The sequence below is a fragment of the Lysinibacillus sp. COL-1 genome (assembly GCF_059814265.1).
Genome location: NZ_JCAWSJ010000004.1, coordinates 107,718 through 126,890, shown reverse-complemented (window position 1 = coordinate 126,890; position 19,173 = coordinate 107,718). Strand labels below are relative to the sequence as shown.

The following is a 19,173-nucleotide window of genomic DNA, read 5'->3' as shown; positions in this document are numbered from 1 at the left end:
CAACCAAATAAACAGTCGCTTCAATAATTTTAAACTATTTAGAATATTTAATCTATATTAAATGAAATATTTTACTTTACGAGATAATTTCTACATTTGTAAACTATTTAAATATAACTATCTATCTTTTTTTCATTCGATTTTGGCGACAAAGCGTGCTATGCTCTTGATATAAAGCACGCATAAAGGAGAGAGTTTTTAAATGGTTAAAGAATTATTACGCAATCATTCATCGGTACGTATTTATGATGGACAACCAATTTCAAAGGAAATCATCGAAGATTTGATCGCAACAGCGCAAATGGCTGCAACATCCCATTTTGTGCAGGCCTATAGTGTTATATGGGTAACAGATGCAGACAAAAAAGAAAAATTAGGCTTACTCTCTGGTAACCCACGTCAATATGAAACTTCAGGTGGTGCATTTGTCTTCTGCGTTGATTTCAAGCGTCTTCAAATGGCAGGAAAATTAGAGGGAGTAGACATTGTGGCTGATTCAGCTGAAAATGTCCTTGTTGGTGTCGCAGATGTTTCATTGTTTGCACAGAATTTTGTTATTGCAGCAGAGTCAATGGGGTATGGAATTTGCTATATTGGAGGAGTACGAAATAAACCTTCTGAAATAAGTGAATTGTTTAATTTACCTGATCACGTTTTCCCATTATTCGGTCTGACAATCGGTGTCCCAGCTCGTCGCAATGAAGTAAAACCACGTTTACCTGTATCTTCCATATTACATGAAAATGAATACAATGTTGAAAAATATGAAGAGCTTTTACCAGCGTATAATGAGACAATGGAAATGTATTACAATAATCGTTCATCAAACAGAAAAATTGATAATTGGACTAAACAAATGGCTGATTTTTTAGTCGAACAACGACGTCCTCATATCAAAGAGTTTTTAGCTACAAAAGGATTTAACTGGAAATAACCAAATACAAATGGGGTTACTATCGTATGATTAGAACCCCATTTTTTTCATAATTTTATTACTCATCGATATTAAGGCTAGTGATTTTGTCTCGATATAGATAGTAAGTTCACCAATAAATTAAACGAAAAGCCTCTTCCCTTTTCCAGCTATTCCATTCATATTAATAAATGATCCCTAATGGATGAAAGGAGTTAAATGAATAATGTCCAATATCAATAAACATCTTGCTCGTACTTTAGAACAACAACATAAAAGAAGTGTAAGAGGTTTATTTTTAAAAATAGAGGAATTAAATAATGCATGTACACAACTAAGAAAACGATTAGAGCCGAATGTTGATTTGACACTGTATAAACAGGCTATTGATTATGTTAATCAGTTTGTTTCCCATACCTCTATTCTCAACTTGAAATTTATTACCAATACACAAAATTTAGAAGTAGCTGTTTTACATACTCTTCTTTTATCCTATATTTTAGAACGTGAACCCACGCATTCTTTTGCGTACGAAAATAGATTACTACAAGGCTATTTACATGAAATCTTTACATTAAATGACCATGCAAAAACACTCTTTATGAACCATAAAGAAAAAATGCTAACCTTTATTCAAGAGGACAAATCCACATAATAAAAGACGATCTTGATATATCGAAGATCGTCTTTTGTTCTTTTATTGTAATCCCTTAATCATGAGGGATCGAACTGGCAAGAATTGTTCACCTGTATCGCCATATGTGAGAATGACCTCATCACCTTCTTGTAAATATATTGCTAAAGGCTCTGTTTCGGCACTAATTAAATAATTTTCACCATTATTTAATAAGAAAGATACCATTGTAAAATCACCTAGACGTTCTTTGTAAACACGCATTACCTTCCCGCTCACTTGTTTCTCTTCCGCATTTGAGCTACCATCTACTGTATTTCCTCCACGACTTAAGGCCGTTTTATATAACTTTAGTGCCTCTTTAGGAGTAGTAGCATAAACAGATATTTCAGGATTGGCAGCAGATACGATGAAGTAGTTTTGTAAAAAGCCGTTGGAATCTAGTACCGCTGTCAGCCAGCTTGCTTCACCATAAAAGTTATATAACACTGGCATTTCACCAGTCCATTTTTTCTCAATAAATTTCTTCTCGATAATTTGTAAATTACCCTGTGAATCCATATAACTTGAATCTAAATTTCCTGTATAGTATGTGGCATCCCCTGTACGAGCATTCGTTAAGGAATAGCCTAACATTGAATCTACGCCTTCTTTAGGGCTTGTAAAATCAGTAAAGTAATACATATCACCCTTCTCATCGAAAATTGGACTTACATTCGATTCTGTTCCTTCATCGGAAGGGATCTTTACATCCTTTTTACCAAACATACTGTTCCAAAAACCGTGAACATAATTACCAAAATAACTGTTTTGTAAACTTACTGTCTCTGGTGAAACTGCACCATCAATAAATTCAGGTATTTTGTCCAGTTCAACCGTTTCCGATTTCCCTGTTAGTGCATCAACTAAAACAATCCCTTTCACATCAAAGCCATTACGCGCGGTAATAAATTCACCATATGAACGAATGTAATAAGGCTTACCTTCATCATCTACTTCAAGCTGAACATCTCCATAAAAAATAAGGAATGGATGTTGTAAACGAATATGACGTTCTAAATTAGCATTTAAATATGCAGAAGGAACATATTTCATTTCCTCTTTAACGAATTTAGGATTATCTGCAGAATCTGTGGCACTCATAATAAAGTAACCAGGTGTTGTATCCCCATTCATCCATTTAAAGAATCCTGAAAATTCAACTGGTGCGATATAAACATAATCACCCTTCACTTTTTGGATTTGTAAGCGTCCTAACTCATAGTAACTAGTGTTTGGCACTTGCCCGAAAGCTTTTTTCATTTTATTGCGAGCAAATTTCGGTGGTACACTTGCAGGTGTTTGTGTCTCATCGAATGGTTTTATTTCAACTTCTTCCTTCATTTCTGAGGATTCAAATTTTTCATTAGCATTCCATAGAGGAGCCGATAATACATACACAGCTACGCCTAAACTTGCTAAAAATAAAATACCTTTTATTTTCCGTTCAATACCACTTGCAAGCAGGGCGCCAGCTAACGTTAATAAAATAATAGCAGGCCAAAAAACAAGCCAGTTTACATCAATTTTTGTTACATATAGAGTGATTGCAGTAGCTAAAAATCCTAGTACAAAGACACCAATAAAAAAGTATCCAATCACCTTTCTTGATTTACCATCTTCTCGCTTCTTTGTAATAAGCGGTGTCACTAACACACTCGCGATCAATGCAATGACTGCAGAAGCTATCAGTAGCTTAGTCATTTGGTTCATCCTCTCTTCAGCTTTCTGTCTACTTATTTACGGTTACATACTAAAAAAGTTTCATACATACGTTGTACAGAAAGGAATTCTACCATAAATATTGAATTTCAAAAGGAAAGGAGCTGAAAAATTTGTTAAAAAAATTTCTAATAGGTTTCATTATTTTATTTGGTCTTTATTATATATTTCTCTTTTCCCATATTGCCGAAAGTTTAAAACTCATTTTTAAAGTGATTCCCATGTTGCTCATCATTATTTTAGCTGCGATTCAGAAGCCATTACATATTAAAAAATACCAACTTTTAATTATTGCTGGGCTTATATTTTGTATGATTGGGGACTATACATTGCAGTGGTTTTTAATTGGTCTGACTAGCTTTCTTATAGGTCATGTCTTTTATATTTTTGCTTTCTCTACCGCAAACGAGCGGCAAGTACCCACGTGGGCAAAAATACTCTTACTGCTTTACGGATCGAGCATGGCCATCTGGATTGCAGGGTCTGTCTTTAAAACAGGTGAAACGATACTTGGTATCGCAGTGATTGCCTATATTTCAGTGATTCTCACTATGGGATGGACGGCCATAAAAACCGATTCTACATTGGCGACAATTGGTGCTCTGTTATTTATTGCTTCTGATTCTTATTTAGCTATTAATAAATTTGTCACGCCACTAGCTTTTTCACACGAAGTAATCATGCTAACTTATTATAGCGCTCAATTACTTATTGCATTAAGTATCCTTCAATATTCCGAAATCCGAAGTAAAGTGTTACAATAATATCAATTATGCCTTGGCATAATGCGCCCAGAATCAACTTTGTGAATGCACAAAGAATTTTAACATATACACATTAGGAGGCCATACTTATGAAAGAACAAGTAATCGAGCGATTAATACGCTATGCAAAAATTGATACACAATCAGACTTCACAAGCGAAACAACTCCTTCTACCCAAAAACAATTTGACCTGTTACATGTCCTGAAAGACGAACTTGCTGAAATTGGCTTAACAGAAATTACATTAGATGAAAATGGCTATTTATTTGCTTCATTAGAGGCTAATACAGATAAAGAAGTACCAACTATCGGCTTTTTAGCCCATGTGGATACAGCTACCGACTACACGGGCACAAATGTGAATCCACAGCGCATAGATAATTATGATGGTGGAGATATTCAGTTAAATGAACATTTAGTGATGTCCCCAACTGACTTCCCTGAGCTTAAAAATTACGTGGGTCAGACACTTATTACAACAGATGGCACTACGTTATTAGGGGCTGATGATAAGGCTGGTATTGCTGAAATTATAACAGCGATGGAATACCTCATTAAAAACCCTACTATTAAACATGGAAAAATTCGTGTAGCCTTTACACCAGATGAGGAAATTGGACGTGGCCCACATAAATTTGATGTTGCCGCGTTTGGAGCAGACTATGCCTATACAATGGATGGCGGACCACTTGGTGAGCTACAATACGAAAGCTTCAATGCCGCTGGCGTAAAGGTTGTTACAAATGGAACAAGTGTACACCCTGGTTCTGCGAAAAATAAAATGGTGAATGCTATCACAATGGCCATTGCCTTCCAAAATGAAATGCCTGCTGACGCAGTTCCTGAAAAGACAGAAGGTTATGAAGGTTTCATTCATTTAATGGGCTTTAAAGGGGCTCTTGAGCATACTGAGCTATCTTATATCGTGCGTGACCATGATCGTCAAAAATTCGAAGAGAAAAAACAATTAATGCTCGATACGGCTGCAAAAATTCAAGCACAATATGGCGAACATGCCCTAAGTATTACTATTGAAGATCAATACTACAATATGGGCGAAAAAATTGAGCCTGTAAAAGAAATTGTTGATATCGCACGTGCCGCAATGGAAAAATTAGATATTACACCAAATACCTTACCAATTCGTGGTGGTACAGATGGTTCACAATTATCCTATATGGGCTTACCAACACCTAATATTTTCGCTGGTGGCGAAAACATGCATGGTAAATTTGAATATGTATCTGCTGAAACAATGGAAAAGGCAACACAAGTTATTATTGAAATCGTTCAGCTCTTTGAACAACAAGCTAAATAGTCTATCTTATTTCTGATGAATTTTCGAGTAAGTTCAATGATTCTAGACTCACGCTAAAGAACAATACTCATCGTTACGAAGAAAGGCTTTTCCTTTCTTCGTCATTTTTTTAGCAATAATTACTGAATTTTCAATTTACATAAAGGGTTTAAGCTCTAAACTCAAATTGAGGTGAACGATATGAAAGAAATTGCCTTAGGCATTTTAGCTTCTCTTTTCTTTGCCGTGACTTTTATTTTAAATCACGCAATGGAAATGCAAGGTGGCAGTTGGCTATGGAGTGCATCACTAAGATTCTTTTTCATGCTACCCTTTTTACTTATCATTGTCTTTTATCGCAAAGGCTTTTCACAGCTTTCAGGTGAAATGAAAGCACAGCCTATAGCTTGGTTACTTTGGAGCTTTGTTGGATTTGTTTTATTCTATGCACCATTAACCTTTGCCGCAGCGTTTGGTCCAGGTTGGTTGGTTTCTGGCACATGGCAATTTACAATTGTTGCTGGTGTATTATTAGCTCCCCTCTTTGTTTCAGTTATTGCGGGTAAAACAATACGTCAAAAAATACCTTTCATATCTCTTCTAATTTCATGTGTCATCTTAGTAGGTATTCTACTTATACAAATACCTCATGCACAATCGGTTTCGTTTAGAAGTTTAATGCTCGGTATTTTACCTGTCATCGTCGCAGCATTTGCCTATCCTCTTGGTAATCGCAAGATGATGGAGATTTGCGGGGGACGGATCGATACTTTTCAACGAGTACTTGGTATGACCATTGCTTCAATGCCAGCATGGATCATCATAGCTATTTATGCCAGTCTTACAGTTGGACTGCCCTCAGCAAGTCAGATGTTCCAATCATTACTCGTAGGAATTAGTTCAGGTGTCATTGCAACAGTATTGTTTTTCATAGCAACCGATCGTGTAAGAGACCATCAAGGGAAACTAGCCGCTGTGGAAGCAACCCAATCAACAGAAATTTTATTTGTTATTATCGGTGAGGTTTTATTATTAGGTATAGCCTTCCCTAGCCCTATTGCACTTGCAGGTCTGGGCGTCATCATCGTAGGTATGCTATTACATAGTTACTATACTATGATCATTGGGAAAAAAAATGCTGTTCAACAGAATATATCTTCCTAACAGTCCTTTTATGGGCTGTTTTTTTAGTAGGCGTAATAAATTTACCAACAAAAAAGACGACTCCATCCTATTAAATAGAATGAGTCGTCTGAGATTTTCACGTTCCCAAAAAATGAGGGGGGTTTTAGGAGCGTAATCATGAACTAGCAAACTTCTGGAGAAAAGTAGCTAAAGTTCATCCTCTCTACACTGTATTGTAGCGGAGGAATAATCTTTATACGATAATGATAATCATTATCAATTAAATTGTCAACAATAATCTAATAAAATTTTTCCCTTTTTTAAAAAGATTTTTTTAATGAACGACGGTACTGCCATTGCTTCAATTGAAAATGTAGAAAACAACCAATACAAAAACCTGCGATTGCGATAGATGATGCGATTGCAACCATGCTAGTAAAGATATGACCGATAACAGCCCAATTCAACATATAACCTAACAAGCCTACCCCTAAACAAAAGCTAGCAATGCTGGAATTAAATTTTTGCTGTTGTGCATCCTCTGGTATATAAGCAGATGGGGCCTTTTTTAGAAATAGCTTACCGACACGAATAATAGGGTTATAATGGCATATAATACCCAATAAATTTGCAGTCAGTGGAATGACTAGAAGCCATGTAACCCCTGTTAGCCATGTAAAGATAACACTTAAAAGAATGATCCATTGATTCAGTCGAACGAGTGGTCTTGGAATTGCATGAGGCACTGACATTCTAAAACCCACCTTTCAGATATGTTTAATTTATTTTACTGCATGACATTCCATTTGTGAAGCAAAATTGATTACTTTATAATGAAATTAACAGAGTTCAAAGGAAAAGAGGATTACCATGCCAGCTTTAACGATGGATCAAGTTCAACAATTAAATTCCTATAGCATCTACACAGCTGAACCTAAGCGGACTTTATTTACATTAGCTGATATACATAAAGATTTTTACCATCCTGATTTTTTGAACCTCATGATGGGTATAACAGATGCCGCAACAGAAACGGCCGCTATTTCTCATTTTGCTCGCCGCTATGGTATGTTCTTTGCTATGCAATTTTATATGCTTGCCGCTTATGATGAGGTATGGGATGGCAAGCCACTCGAATTACGTTTCGATGCTGCAAAGGAATTCAATAGCTTTACCGTTGCCATGTTCGCCAATCCAAATGATTGGCGTTATGTTGAGGAAGATGAACGTCAAGCGGTCATTGAGAAAATCCTTTATGATGGCCATGTGATTGTTCAACAGCTTCGTAAAGTAACATCGATTTCCCCTCTTACCATTTGGGAAAACTTCTTTGGTTATTTGCTATGGCACTATCATGTTTTGTTATCTAATCCAGGCTTGGCCGATCAAGCCATGGACGATATTGAAGCTTTAGAAAATCCAGAAACATGGGCACGCTTCTCCAATAAATCTTGGTGGGCGCAATATACAGGCTGTCAGAGCCCTACGAATTTAATCAATATTCCTGTTAGAAAATCTTGTTGTTTTTCTAAAGATATCCCTGGTTTAATGGCCTGTGGCTTTTGTCCAATGAAGAAATAATAGACTCTCGTAAAAAAGCCTTACCCTCCACCAATTTATGCGAAGGGTAAGGCTTTACTTTATTTTTCGTATACAACAAACCAATCATTGTTTTCTTCAAACATCCTCGTACCAAGAAAGCCTTGTTTTAGCAGTTGCTGTTGTGCGGCTGTATCCCCCATTGATATTATTTGTTTGTCAGTAAATACTGGGGACAATTCCTGTTGTAAGTCTTTATAGAAAATATAACGGAGCTTATCAACATATTTAATTTTCAAGCCTTTAATAACGAGATCTTGCGAAAATTTATCTTTTAAACTTGGTATATTATATGGCTTTACAGTGGAGCAAACATAATCATATTTTTCTAAATCAATCGCATTCATTACTACTGTAGCCAATGTTTTTTGTAAGCCATAACCTCGATATTTCGGTGAAACATTCGATATTTCTTGATATAAAACACGCTGAAATTCATTTTCCGTAATTCCACAATCATAGCCTAGATGTTCCTCATCAATAGGCGGATTTAACAGTGCTCGAAAGGCAATTAATTCGTCCTCTACATAAGCACCAATCATCATACCGTTGCCATTTAGAATATATTCAAATTCCTCTGTACTTAAAGGCTGCAAGATACTTTGATCTGCTAATGCTTCATAAACTTCAACCTGTAACTCCTCAATTTGTTGTAAATGCTGAGGCGTTAATTTTATGACAAAAAACGGCGTCTTATCAAGCATACCTTCATAAATCTTTTCCATATTACGCCTCCTTAGGCTGTTACAACAGTTGAGAACTTACATAGTTCCTGGATTACATCCTCATCCACTTCTACACCTAGCCCAGCCTGTTCATTTAAGCAAATAAATGGAACATCATAATGTAGATTCCCTACATCTTTAGAGAATTTTAGCGGGCCTGTTAACTCTACACTTGTCATAATTTTCTTAGAGAATGCTACATGAAAACCTGCAGCAGAGCCAACAGATGATTCTACCATGGAGCCAATTTGACATTCAATTCCCGCCATCTCTGCCATGATAGCTAGCTTCATCGCAGGGTAGATGCCACCACACTTCATTAACTTAATATTTACTTTATCAGCGGCACGCTTGGCAATAATTTCACGCATTTCACGTACACCACGAAGTCCTTCATCAATCATTAATGACACATCGGATTTTGATTTAATCTCAACCATTCCATCAATATCTTCACTATCTACCGGTTGCTCTAACCAATCAATGTTTAAATCCTTCATAGCACGTAAACCCTGTAAGGTAGTAGACGCATTGCCCCACCCTTGATTTACATCCACTCGGATAGCAATATCTTCACCTACACGTTCACGTACTGCTTTAATGCGTGCAACATCACGAGTTACCTCTGTGCCTACTTTCATTTTAAAAGAACGATAGCCCATTTCTACTCGATTAGCAGCCTCTTCTGCCATCTCTTCAGGCGTCCCAATACTTAATACATGGGTAATTGGGAATTTGTCATGATAACGTCCACCTAAAAGTTGGTATACAGGGACTCCTAATGCTTTCCCAGTGATATCAAAGCAAGCAATATCAAGTGCTGCTTTTGCAGCTGGTACGTCTTTTACAATTTTATTCATTTTTTCGTGCAGCTTTTCAAAAGCCATTGGATTTTCTCCAATAACCGCAGGAGCAAGTTGATGTTTTAGCACAGCATATGTGCTTTCCCATGATTCCCCTGTTACATGCTCATCAGGAACTGCTTCCCCGTACCCCACAATACCTGTATCGGTAGTCACTTTTAAAATAATAGAAGGCATTGTATCATATGTAGCATAACTAATGATAAATGGATCAATTAGAGGTAAATGTATTGCAAAGATTTCTACTTGTTGGATTTTCATCATAATCAATCTCCCTTGTCGTTATATATGTCGTTAATACGTCGTTAAATATTTAAAAAAATAGAAAAGGAACGATGCCCATGTCTACCAAAATAGCGATTATTTGTTCTAAAGCATTTATGAATCGTATTATTAGTATCGCACAAAACATAGCCGATGTTCAATTAGAATTTTATCTTTACAACCACCCATCTGAAGCACCAACTTTAATGAAGCAAATTAAACCATGTGACGCACTGCTATTAGGAGGAACATTACCCTATTTACATGCCCAGTCATTACTTTCGGAAATCCCAATACCATGGAATTATATTAAACAAGATGAAACAGCCATTTCTACAACACTCTTATCACTAGTAGCCAAACATAGTGTAGCAATCGATAGAATTTCCATTGATGTCATGAATCCAGCATTCGTTGACAATGTTTTAACAGAAATAGAATATACTGGACCTAAGCCACATGTTCAGCATATATCGATTACAGAACCAACTGAACATATTTTACAGCGTCATATCACCTTGTGGAATGCCAAAAGTATAGAATTTGTCATTACAAGTATTCATAGTGTTTTCGATGAATTACAAGCACTTCACATACCCGCAATGCGTATGCTAGATACTACAAATTCTATTCTGCAATGTCTAGAAGAAACTAAATCCAAGTCATTACTAACCAAATCCGAAGCCTTTAAAGCCGTTGTCGGTCTATTAGAAATTCAGGGGGATTCTTCAATCGAATCAACTATTTTAAATCAAATTGCTAAGGCTACCTTTTCAACGTACAAGCAAATTGCTGCCCACACCTTTGAGCTCTACACAACCGCAGGTCATTTACAAAATGCACTAGAAAGGGAAAGCTTAGAAGAACTAATACAACAAATCGAACAACCATTTAAGCTAGCATTCGGTTATGGTTACTCCATTTTGGAAGCAACACAAAATGCACAGCAAGCTTTAACATTTACGAAGCCTTTCGAGATTTTCATTCTTGATGAACATAAAAATCTATTAGGACCTTTTCCGAATTCAGAAGGTAAAGTGTCTTTAAAAACAGATGATCCCTACGTTTTACAAATGGCTAAGCTAACAAGCCTCAGTCCATTAAATATCTCTAAACTAATCAATTTCAGCCATGATCGACAATCCGCACAATTTACATCACAAAATCTTGCTGAATATCTTCAAGTTACACGACGAACAACCGAACGTATTATCAAAAAATTAGTTGATAATGGTTATGCAAACGTTGTCGGTGAGGAAATGACCCATCAACAAGGTCGCCCTCGTACCATTTATGAATTGAATTTTGCGACCTACTAAATGATGGCATCAAAAGAAAAAGGAATTCTCGTAGATAAACATGTATCTACGAGAATTTTATTTTAATCTGCAATCGCTACATTCTCAGAACTTTCTAGCTCTAATTCTTTTTTACGCTTCTCAGCTTCTGCTATTTCCTCTGGTGTTAATTTAACAATGGCAAATCCAATATATCCATAAATGATGGAGATAATAGGTACAGCAAAATTAAGAATGGCATATGGTGCGTACTCCATAGCACTTACACCTAAAGTAGCTAGAATAAATACACCACAAGTATTCCAAGGGAAGAAAACAGATGTTAATGTTCCCCCATCTTCTAATGCACGAGATAGATTTTTAGAATGCAAACCACGTTGTTGATATACCCCCGCAAACATACGTGAAGGGACAACAATTGAAATATATTGCTCAGAACAAGTTGCGTTTGTTGTTACACATGCTGCAATAGTTGAAGCAATAAGGCTTCCAGTAGACTTAGCAAACTTCACAATTACGTTCATAAGCGCTTTTAACATTCCTGAATACTCTAAAATACCACCAAAAGTCATCGCTACAATGGTCATTGAAACCGTATTCATCATTGAATCTAAACCACCACGGTTAAATAAATCATCCACCATGTGATTACCTGTCGAGATTTCGAATCCAGCTTGCAATGCTTGTACAGCACTTGCGGCTGAACCACCTTGTACAAAAATTTGCAGTAAGAAACCTGAAACAATACCAATAATTAAAGCTGGAATTGCTGGCACCTTTTTAGCTACTAAAACAATAACACCCACTGGTACAAGTAATAGTAAAGGAGAAATGACAAAGCTTTCTTCCATCACTTTTAACGTTGTTAAAATTTCTTCTGATTTCATGGAAACATCTGCAAATTTTCTACCGAGAATTCCAAAAACAACAAGCGAAATAATTAACGCTGGAATTGTTGTATAAAGCATATGCTTAATATGCTCAAATAAATTAGTACCTGTTAAACCTGCTGCTAGATTCGTTGTATCTGATAGTGGTGACATCTTATCTCCAAAGTATGAACCTGAAATAACCGCACCAGCAATCATAGCCGCTGGAATACCCATACTTAAACCAATACCCATACCTGCGACACCAATTGTCGCCATCGTTGACCATGAACTACCAATAGCTAATGACACGATTGAACATAACAGCATGATTGTCACTAAGAACCAGGCTGGAGAAATTAATTTTAAGCCATAGAAAATCATCGTTGCTACGACCCCGCCGCCAATCCATGCCCCAATTGTCAAACCTACTAAAATAATAATGACAATGGCGGGTAATGCCAGTCGTATCCCCTTATACATCATTTCTTCAATTTCTGACCATTTGTATCCATGCATTTTGGCAACAATTGCTGCTACAGTTGTGCCAACAAGAAGAGGTACGTGAGGACTTTGCTCTAAAACAACTACTGTAATCAACATTGTAATAATCATAATTGCAAAAGTTAGTAGTGCCCAACCTGCATTAATATCCTTTTTCATTCTTCCATCCCCTTTTTTTGCACCAAATCCCATTTCGGTTTTTCAAAGACGCAAATAATTTTTTACGTTTTTTAGCTTAATATTCAAAAAATTAAAAGTCAACGCAAAAAATTTATGCCTCTCTAGCAAATCCCTTTGTTTTAGCGTAATAAAACGTTTTCAAGTAGCAATAAAAAGCAATGCAAACCCTTGAATATCCATACATTTAAGAAAATGTTCATGCAAAAAAAGCTATATGAAAAAATAAATTACATTTTTTCATATAGCTTAAAAATTATTTTTTTATTCAGGTTTTTTTTCTAATACACAAGCAAGTACTTTTGCAGCATCCATTAAAGCACTACGATCAAATGTCATCTTAGGATGATGTAATCCTGGCGTTAGGTTTGCCCCGATTCCAATCATCGCTGCTTTTAATTCTGGCTTTTTCACTGTATAGAAATGGAAATCATCACTACCTGGTGTCGTTATTTCATCCGCTAAATGTTCTTCACCTAAAGTTTCAATGATGGCAGCCTTCGCCATGTTTGCCGCAATTGGTGAAACTTCAGCACCTGGCGTAAAATCAACCCAATTCCAAGTCATATCAATTTCAAATTGTTGCTGTATTGATGTTAAACCAAACTCAATTTTGCTGCGTAGCAATTCGAGCTGTTGATTGTGCTGTGCTCGAATATCCATTGAAAAGCTAGCATTGCCCGGAATAATGTTTGTACTACCTCCATCTGCGATAATTTTCGTTAATTTAGCAGAATGTGGTTCAAATGGTGATAAATGAATGCTATGTAGCATTTGTTGCACAGCCATAATGACGTCAATCGCATTTTTACCTTGGTGAGGTCTAGCACCATGCGCATCAATGCCTTGAATAGTCCCCTCTAAAAAATAAGCTGCACCATGATGGATTGCTGGCGAAACTTTACCAAGTGGTAATTCTTCAATTGGTCTTAAATGGACTCCAAATAAATGTGTTACCCCATCAACCGCTCCTCGATCGAAGGCTGCACATGCACCATTTCCTAATTCTTCAGCAGGTTGGAAAATGAAACGCACACGATGTTGCAATGGGCGATCCTTCAGTAGTAGTAATGCACCAAGAACCATTGTCATATTGGCATCATGTCCACAAGAATGATTCGCTTGCCATTTTCCATCAACTTCTTGCCATAAAGCATCGATATCAGCGCGGACTGCAACTATTTCTTCACCTGTTCCAATTTCAGCTATTAACCCAGGTATGTCACCTAGTAAACGATAACTAATCTGTAATTCATCCAGTATCGAAGCGATTTTCTTAGTTGTCTCGAACTCCTTCCAGCTTACTTCTGGATATTTGTGAAAATGATCAAACCATTGATAAATCGTTTCTTCTACTGTTAAAGCTTTTGACATAACTACACCTCTATACGCATTTTTGTTTCCCATTATACATGAATCTATTTCAGAAAAGTACATATGCCTTAAGACCTAACTAAAATAGTAAAGGGATGTATTTCATTATTATGCTCCTAACAAGCCGTTTATAAATAGAGGTGCAGAAAGTAATGGACTATGTTAAAAGTTATCATCACTTTCAACATAGCCCATCAAATATTCATTATAAACTTGTAAAAAACCCTTCTGGATATTCTTCATAATGTACCTTCACCATTTGCTCCTCATTTTTTTCTTCCTCTTCATAGAAATCAAACTCTTGATCCATTAAATAAGTTTCAAATTTTGAATTTAACAATTTCCCCATTGTATCACTCCTTATTTGATTGAATTTTCTGATAAAAGAATTATACAATAGTAATTTAGCAAAATGCAATAAATAATACACATTATGCATTATAAATATAAAACTGATCTCATCATTAGATAGAACACCATTTTATTCCATATAATAAAAAACTGCATCTAATAATTATTAGATACAGTCTTCCACATCATTTTATTGAATCACACCACAAGCAATTCTTGCTCCAGAATTACCTGCTGGATCTGTTTTATAATCGTCAGCTGATTCATGAATAACAATAGCACTGCCATCGCTATCTAATAACGAATTTGGTTGATCTTTTTGTAAAGTCAATCCTTCAGCTAGGAAATCTAAATCAACATTACCATCCTCACCAATCTCTAAATTTGGTAAATCCCCTAAATGATAGCCGTTTGGATTTAATTTACCATGCTCTTTATTAGTTGGATTAAAGTGTCCACCAGCCGATTCAAATTTAGGTGGTTCACATTTCCCTACTTCATGAATATGAATACCATGTGTGCCTGGCGGTAAGCCAGTTAAGGCCAGCGTCATTCTAACGCCATTATCCTCTTCTTGAAAAAACGCATTCCCATAGCTTTCGTTATTTGCACCAATCACTTTTGCAGTAGCCGTTAAGGGGGACGTCGCATTTACAGGTAACTTTTCTTCTTTATTAAAGAAACTACAACCACCAACAAAAACTAATAAAGAAATGCCAATTAAACTTATTTTTTTCATAAAAAATTCCTCCTCTATTTCTGATGATTACCAACTTACCCAGTACTTATGCACAAAACAAATAAATACGACTCCTCCTCTCCTAAGAAAAAGGAGTATTTTTAATGCCTGTATTTTTGCTGAATCAAAAAAAAGGATTTCCCAAAGCTTGAGAAATCCCTTTTCATAGTTAATCTAAAATTTTTACTGTTACGTGTTTCACACCCCATTGGAGTGCTTGTCCTTCAGTAGGAATAAATACATCAATTTTATTGCCCTTAATAGCTCCCCCTGTATCAGCTGCTATCGCTTCACCATAGCCTTCCACCCAAACCTTTGTACCAAGAGGAATAACTCTAGGGTCTACTGCAATGACCTTTAAGTTGGGATTAGATCTAATATCTGTGCCATTTGCGGTAATACCTGAACAACCTTCGCAATAGGCCGTATATGCAGTCGCACGCATTGTCAATGTTTTACCAGAACCAGTTGCTGGAGCACTTACTGGTTTAGTTGTAGTCGTTGTAGCAGGTTTTGCAGCTGCAATTCCCTCAGAAGTTTTGGGCTTTGGTTTTGCAGCCGAGGCCTTAATAGCCAATGACTCACCAGCTAAAATTAAATCTGAACCAAGGTTATTCCATGCTTTTAGTTCATCAACCGTCACATTATTTGTACGAGCGATTGAAAATAATGTGTCACCGCCTTTGATGACATATTCATCTTCATTTGCCGACTCTGTTTTTGTTGTCGTGTCCTTCACTAAATCCTGCTCTGGATAGAACCACAACGACTCCATCTCATTTAGTTGCTGGAATTCTCCAACCGTTAAATTATAAATCTCAGGAATTGCCCATAGTATATTGCCTGGTGATTTGTCCTTCGCAGAGGAAGGACTTGCATACAGACTCAAACCAAAGGTCATCGCTACTGCTAAAGCTAATGCTTTTTTCTTCATGTTTAGTAATACCTCCATCATTTTATTATTTGTTGCAAATCTGCTGCTAGCACGCTAGAGTTGAAAGCTCTACTATGACAGCAACCATAAGTTTGCAAATTAATAACTCAGGGTTATCCGCCTGATATTAGGAATTATTACTATAAAAACGGAAAAATATACAATTTCAATTAATTTTTTAGTAATTCGCAGATTTTGAGGGTAAAAAATCTATAATTTTGTAGCACAGTTTCGGACTTTTTTATATTAGATATTTGCTATTTTTAGCCGATAAATAAAGAAAGGGGGGGAATGTAGAAATGGAAATTAATTCACTCATGTCATCACAGCTGATGGAACTTCAACAAACCGTACAAATGAGCGTAATGCAAAACGCACTCAATTTGAACACATCTACAGCTATTGAATTATTACAAGATCTACCTCAGCAAGTTCCTACACATCCATACAAAGGATCAAGAATAGACATCTCAGTCTGATAATGCAGCTATATTTAGCGGAAGGTGGTCCTTATATGATCCGGGTAATTGTGATGGACGATGAACCATTAGCTCTTGTTAATATAAAAAAACATTTAAATGCATTTGATGACATTGAGGTCATTGAAACGTTTACTACAGCAAAAGACTTACTGATAGAAGGACCTACCTTAGACTTTCAAGTAGCCTTTTTAGACGTTGAAATGCCAGGTATGAGCGGTTTAGAAGTTGCACAACTAATAAAAACATGGGACAAAAACATCTGTATCATTTTTGTAACTGCCTATCGAGACTATGCTGTTCAAGCATTTGATGTACAATCTCTTGATTACTTATTAAAGCCGATTTCGAAATCTCGCTTAGAAACGACGATTAATAGAATTCAAGAGCTGTTCCAGAAAGATCTAACATCAGCAGCTCAAACTCATCAAAAGCCTTCGCTTACGATCAGATGCTTTGGGGAATTTGTCGTTTCTTATGAAGAAAAAGCAATTCATTGGAGAACGATTAAAACAAAAGAATTGTTTGCCTTTCTTTTTTTACAGCTTCATATGCCAGTACCTCGTGATACCATCCTAGATACACTTTGGAGTGATACGGATATTAAAAAGGCAAGAGTCCAATTGCATACTACCGTTTCATACTTGCGTACAACGCTTTCATCGTATGGTTACTCTGATGTGATTGAATATACGAATGGCTGCTATATTTTGAAACTAGAGGATTTTCAATGTGATGCCCATGATTTGGAGTATATTTTAAATACTAAAGCAGAAACAGGAAGATTGGATATCGAGAAGGCGGAGGAGCTCATCCAAAATTATCATGGTGAGTTTATGGCGACATTGGACTATTCATGGACTGCTAGTAAAGCTAACTTAATGAATAAACAATTTACTCAATTACTCGATGAATTGATTCATTATTACACTAAAAACCGGAATTTTAAAAATAGAGAACGTTCATTATTGTTAGCTTTAGAGTTAAATCCATATTCCGATAAAACTGTTCAGCTATTAATTCGGCATTACACTGAGATTGGTAATCGTGCTGAAGCCATAAAAATGTATCATTCTTTTAATAGCCTTTTATTGTCAGAATTAAATGTATCACCCACTCAGGAGACAACAGACCTTTTTCAAAATGTTGTACAAGCACAAGCAAAGGAGCTTGAAAAAAGTATATAACCCATCATGTTGAGGATAGGAAAAAGCATGCTAGTGTACAGTACTAGCATGCTTTTTCATTATTTAACAATCATTTGTCTCATATTTCTAACTACACATAAACAGTTACGTCCTGATTGTTTAGCTTTATACAAAGCATGGTCTGCAATTTCTATCAATTGGTTAGGACTCTGGATATTTGGTGTAAAAGCCGTAATTCCAGCAGACATGGTTACGGGTCTACCACATGCAGTTTCTTGTAAGGCTTGCTTAATCCGTAGACTTTCTGCTAATTGTACAGCATCATCTATGTTCATTGAAGGCAGGATGACCATAAATTCTTCTCCGCCATATCTAAAGCAAAAACCTTGATCCCCCACACTGTTTTGCATATTAATAGCAAAGGCTTTTAAAACTTCATCCCCTACTGTATGACCATATGTATCATTTATACTTTTAAAATCATCTAGGTCTATTAAGATGATGGCATGCGGGACCTTATCTACAATCAATTCATGTAAAGTTTGATCCATTCTTCTGCGATTAGGGATTCCTGTTAATGAATCTAAGTTTAATTGCTCTGTTAAATCAGAAATTTTACTTTGCGAGCAAATCACCATTTTTTGTACATTGTTTTTCAACAGCTTTGCTTCATAATACCAATCAGCAATCTCCTCAGTCTCCTGGCCCTCTTCACCTACTTCAATTTTTGTTGAAAGATCTTTTAGAGGCTGTGTAATTTTGATAGCTAACCATATAGCTAGGCCCAACACAGCTGCTACAACTATGATGATTGGGATAATAATTTTCTTAAAAAACAAACTAAAAGAAACCATTCTTTCATCAAGTAAAGTATCAACTACTTGTTCCATATACGGTTCTAATGAATGATCATTTGTCTTAGCACCTTGTAAATAGTCTTCCGTAATTGTAGAGACTTCCTTTACATAGATTTCTTGCATGTCTGTTTTATTTTCCTTCAAAATTTCATTAAAATTTCGATAGCTACTCCAAATACTAATACTAGATGTCGCGAGTACAACGACAATCGTCATACTAACAATAAGAAACGATAACTTTAACTTGAATTTACCCACAATAGATCATTTCTCCCATTGAGATGATTTTTTCGTTAAATCTTATCTATGTTTCAACTCAAAATTTAATATATTTATTCAATCATCATAAGCCATATCTCTTAAAGAAAACTTAAAAACTAATGAGATTTTACTTTTTTTCAGATTAATAGGAAAAAATCGATAGTACTACGACCCCCATATAGTTCTATTTATATAGGTTTAAAGTATTCTTTTACACCCCTTCATATTTCCTTTTT

At 36.0% G+C, this 19,173-nt stretch carries 19 protein-coding genes; 9 read left to right on the top strand and 10 right to left on the bottom strand.

Going from position 1 to position 19,173, the window contains the following annotated elements; all coding sequences use genetic code 11:
- The first annotated feature begins 202 nt into the window (after positions 1 to 202).
- Positions 203 to 934, top strand: a complete 732-nt coding sequence (gene chrR / locus AC6BKE_RS09055; RefSeq protein WP_499856603.1) for a class II chromate reductase ChrR — start codon at positions 203 to 205, stop codon at positions 932 to 934.
- A gap of 205 nt (positions 935 to 1,139) precedes the next feature.
- A complete protein-coding gene (locus tag AC6BKE_RS09050) occupies positions 1,140 to 1,568 on the top strand; it encodes a hypothetical protein (protein WP_499856602.1) in 429 nt (142 codons plus the stop codon).
- Positions 1,569 to 1,610: 42 nt separating this feature from the next.
- Here AC6BKE_RS09050 and AC6BKE_RS09045 read toward each other — a convergent pair whose 3' ends face one another.
- Entirely contained in the window at positions 1,611 to 3,290 is a 1,680-nt protein-coding gene (locus AC6BKE_RS09045) for a hypothetical protein (RefSeq protein ID WP_342504177.1), read from the bottom strand.
- A gap of 131 nt (positions 3,291 to 3,421) precedes the next feature.
- On the opposite strand from AC6BKE_RS09045, the gene AC6BKE_RS09040 reads away from it, so the two are divergent.
- From AC6BKE_RS09040 to AC6BKE_RS09030, 3 genes are all read left to right on the top strand, one after another.
- Entirely contained in the window at positions 3,422 to 4,072 is a 651-nt protein-coding gene (locus AC6BKE_RS09040; protein ID WP_499856601.1) for a lysoplasmalogenase, read from the top strand.
- Positions 4,073 to 4,161: 89 nt separating this feature from the next.
- Positions 4,162 to 5,391, top strand: coding sequence for a peptidase T (gene pepT / locus AC6BKE_RS09035; protein WP_036117782.1), 1,230 nt, complete (start codon positions 4,162 to 4,164; stop codon positions 5,389 to 5,391).
- Positions 5,392 to 5,571: 180 nt separating this feature from the next.
- Positions 5,572 to 6,534 (top strand): DMT family transporter, encoded by a 963-nt coding sequence (locus AC6BKE_RS09030; RefSeq protein WP_036117785.1) that lies wholly within the window; start codon positions 5,572 to 5,574, stop codon positions 6,532 to 6,534.
- Positions 6,535 to 6,815: 281 nt separating this feature from the next.
- Here the strand turns inward: AC6BKE_RS09030 and AC6BKE_RS09025 are convergent, their stop codons facing one another.
- The gene (locus tag AC6BKE_RS09025; protein WP_499856598.1) at positions 6,816 to 7,247 is read right to left on the bottom strand and encodes a DUF4395 domain-containing protein; all 432 of its coding nucleotides are present in this window, start codon (positions 7,245 to 7,247) and stop codon (positions 6,816 to 6,818) included.
- 118 nt (positions 7,248 to 7,365) lie between these two features.
- Here AC6BKE_RS09025 and AC6BKE_RS09020 point away from each other — a divergent pair, with 118 nt between their 5' ends.
- Positions 7,366 to 8,076, top strand: a complete 711-nt coding sequence (locus tag AC6BKE_RS09020; protein WP_036117844.1) for a Fe-S oxidoreductase — start codon at positions 7,366 to 7,368, stop codon at positions 8,074 to 8,076.
- 59 nt (positions 8,077 to 8,135) lie between these two features.
- Here the strand turns inward: AC6BKE_RS09020 and AC6BKE_RS09015 are convergent, their stop codons facing one another.
- The gene (locus tag AC6BKE_RS09015) at positions 8,136 to 8,819 is read right to left on the bottom strand and encodes a hypothetical protein (RefSeq protein ID WP_036117848.1); all 684 of its coding nucleotides are present in this window, start codon (positions 8,817 to 8,819) and stop codon (positions 8,136 to 8,138) included.
- Between the two features lie 11 nt (positions 8,820 to 8,830).
- Positions 8,831 to 9,943 carry a mandelate racemase/muconate lactonizing enzyme family protein gene (locus AC6BKE_RS09010; protein WP_499858300.1) on the bottom strand — a complete coding sequence of 371 codons (1,113 nt, stop codon included), beginning with the start codon at positions 9,941 to 9,943 and terminating at the stop codon, positions 8,831 to 8,833.
- An 80-nt stretch (positions 9,944 to 10,023) separates the two neighbouring features.
- Here AC6BKE_RS09010 and AC6BKE_RS09005 point away from each other — a divergent pair, with 80 nt between their 5' ends.
- Positions 10,024 to 11,265, top strand: a complete 1,242-nt coding sequence (locus tag AC6BKE_RS09005; RefSeq protein ID WP_271912201.1) for a hypothetical protein — start codon at positions 10,024 to 10,026, stop codon at positions 11,263 to 11,265.
- 62 nt (positions 11,266 to 11,327) lie between these two features.
- Here the strand turns inward: AC6BKE_RS09005 and nhaC are convergent, their stop codons facing one another.
- From nhaC to AC6BKE_RS08980, 5 genes are all read right to left on the bottom strand, one after another.
- On the bottom strand, positions 11,328 to 12,776 hold the full coding sequence (gene nhaC / locus AC6BKE_RS09000; RefSeq protein WP_271912200.1) for a Na+/H+ antiporter NhaC: 1,449 nt from the start codon (positions 12,774 to 12,776) through the stop codon (positions 11,328 to 11,330).
- Positions 12,777 to 13,058: 282 nt separating this feature from the next.
- On the bottom strand, positions 13,059 to 14,168 hold the full coding sequence (locus AC6BKE_RS08995; protein ID WP_499856595.1) for an amidohydrolase: 1,110 nt from the start codon (positions 14,166 to 14,168) through the stop codon (positions 13,059 to 13,061).
- A gap of 205 nt (positions 14,169 to 14,373) precedes the next feature.
- Complete coding sequence (locus AC6BKE_RS08990; RefSeq protein WP_170829843.1) at positions 14,374 to 14,517, bottom strand: hypothetical protein; 144 nt, start codon at positions 14,515 to 14,517, stop codon at positions 14,374 to 14,376.
- A gap of 192 nt (positions 14,518 to 14,709) precedes the next feature.
- A complete protein-coding gene (locus AC6BKE_RS08985) occupies positions 14,710 to 15,258 on the bottom strand; it encodes a superoxide dismutase family protein (RefSeq protein ID WP_036117859.1) in 549 nt (182 codons plus the stop codon).
- A gap of 169 nt (positions 15,259 to 15,427) precedes the next feature.
- Positions 15,428 to 16,192 (bottom strand): 3D domain-containing protein, encoded by a 765-nt coding sequence (locus tag AC6BKE_RS08980; RefSeq protein WP_499856593.1) that lies wholly within the window; start codon positions 16,190 to 16,192, stop codon positions 15,428 to 15,430.
- A gap of 299 nt (positions 16,193 to 16,491) precedes the next feature.
- Here AC6BKE_RS08980 and AC6BKE_RS08975 point away from each other — a divergent pair, with 299 nt between their 5' ends.
- Together AC6BKE_RS08975 and AC6BKE_RS08970 are read left to right on the top strand one after the other, a co-directional pair.
- Positions 16,492 to 16,671 (top strand): YjfB family protein, encoded by a 180-nt coding sequence (locus tag AC6BKE_RS08975; protein ID WP_141905175.1) that lies wholly within the window; start codon positions 16,492 to 16,494, stop codon positions 16,669 to 16,671.
- Between the two features lie 35 nt (positions 16,672 to 16,706).
- Positions 16,707 to 17,858, top strand: a complete 1,152-nt coding sequence (locus AC6BKE_RS08970) for a response regulator (protein WP_271912197.1) — start codon at positions 16,707 to 16,709, stop codon at positions 17,856 to 17,858.
- Between the two features lie 59 nt (positions 17,859 to 17,917).
- Here the strand turns inward: AC6BKE_RS08970 and AC6BKE_RS08965 are convergent, their stop codons facing one another.
- Complete coding sequence (locus AC6BKE_RS08965; protein ID WP_499856591.1) at positions 17,918 to 18,934, bottom strand: GGDEF domain-containing protein; 1,017 nt, start codon at positions 18,932 to 18,934, stop codon at positions 17,918 to 17,920.
- Between the last annotated feature and the right edge of the window lie 239 nt (positions 18,935 to 19,173).

Bases quoted from the DNA above. Each gene is read 5' to 3' on its own strand.
- chrR (WP_499856603.1), top strand. From the start codon at position 203: ATGGTTAAAGAATTATTACGCAATCATTCATCGGTACGTATTTATGAT.
- AC6BKE_RS09050 (WP_499856602.1), top strand. From the start codon at position 1,140: ATGTCCAATATCAATAAACATCTTGCTCGTACTTTAGAACAACAACAT.
- AC6BKE_RS09045 (WP_342504177.1), bottom strand. From the start codon at position 3,290: ATGACTAAGCTACTGATAGCTTCTGCAGTCATTGCATTGATCGCGAGT.
- pepT (WP_036117782.1), top strand. From the start codon at position 4,162: ATGAAAGAACAAGTAATCGAGCGATTAATACGCTATGCAAAAATTGAT.
- AC6BKE_RS09030 (WP_036117785.1), top strand. From the start codon at position 5,572: ATGAAAGAAATTGCCTTAGGCATTTTAGCTTCTCTTTTCTTTGCCGTG.
- AC6BKE_RS09025 (WP_499856598.1), bottom strand. From the start codon at position 7,247: ATGTCAGTGCCTCATGCAATTCCAAGACCACTCGTTCGACTGAATCAA.
- AC6BKE_RS09020 (WP_036117844.1), top strand. From the start codon at position 7,366: ATGCCAGCTTTAACGATGGATCAAGTTCAACAATTAAATTCCTATAGC.
- AC6BKE_RS09015 (WP_036117848.1), bottom strand. From the start codon at position 8,819: ATGGAAAAGATTTATGAAGGTATGCTTGATAAGACGCCGTTTTTTGTC.
- AC6BKE_RS09010 (WP_499858300.1), bottom strand. From the start codon at position 9,943: ATGAAAATCCAACAAGTAGAAATCTTTGCAATACATTTACCTCTAATT.
- AC6BKE_RS09005 (WP_271912201.1), top strand. From the start codon at position 10,024: ATGTCTACCAAAATAGCGATTATTTGTTCTAAAGCATTTATGAATCGT.
- nhaC (WP_271912200.1), bottom strand. From the start codon at position 12,776: ATGAAAAAGGATATTAATGCAGGTTGGGCACTACTAACTTTTGCAATT.
- AC6BKE_RS08995 (WP_499856595.1), bottom strand. From the start codon at position 14,168: ATGTCAAAAGCTTTAACAGTAGAAGAAACGATTTATCAATGGTTTGAT.
- AC6BKE_RS08990 (WP_170829843.1), bottom strand. From the start codon at position 14,517: ATGGGGAAATTGTTAAATTCAAAATTTGAAACTTATTTAATGGATCAA.
- AC6BKE_RS08985 (WP_036117859.1), bottom strand. From the start codon at position 15,258: ATGAAAAAAATAAGTTTAATTGGCATTTCTTTATTAGTTTTTGTTGGT.
- AC6BKE_RS08980 (WP_499856593.1), bottom strand. From the start codon at position 16,192: ATGAAGAAAAAAGCATTAGCTTTAGCAGTAGCGATGACCTTTGGTTTG.
- AC6BKE_RS08975 (WP_141905175.1), top strand. From the start codon at position 16,492: ATGGAAATTAATTCACTCATGTCATCACAGCTGATGGAACTTCAACAA.
- AC6BKE_RS08970 (WP_271912197.1), top strand. From the start codon at position 16,707: ATGATCCGGGTAATTGTGATGGACGATGAACCATTAGCTCTTGTTAAT.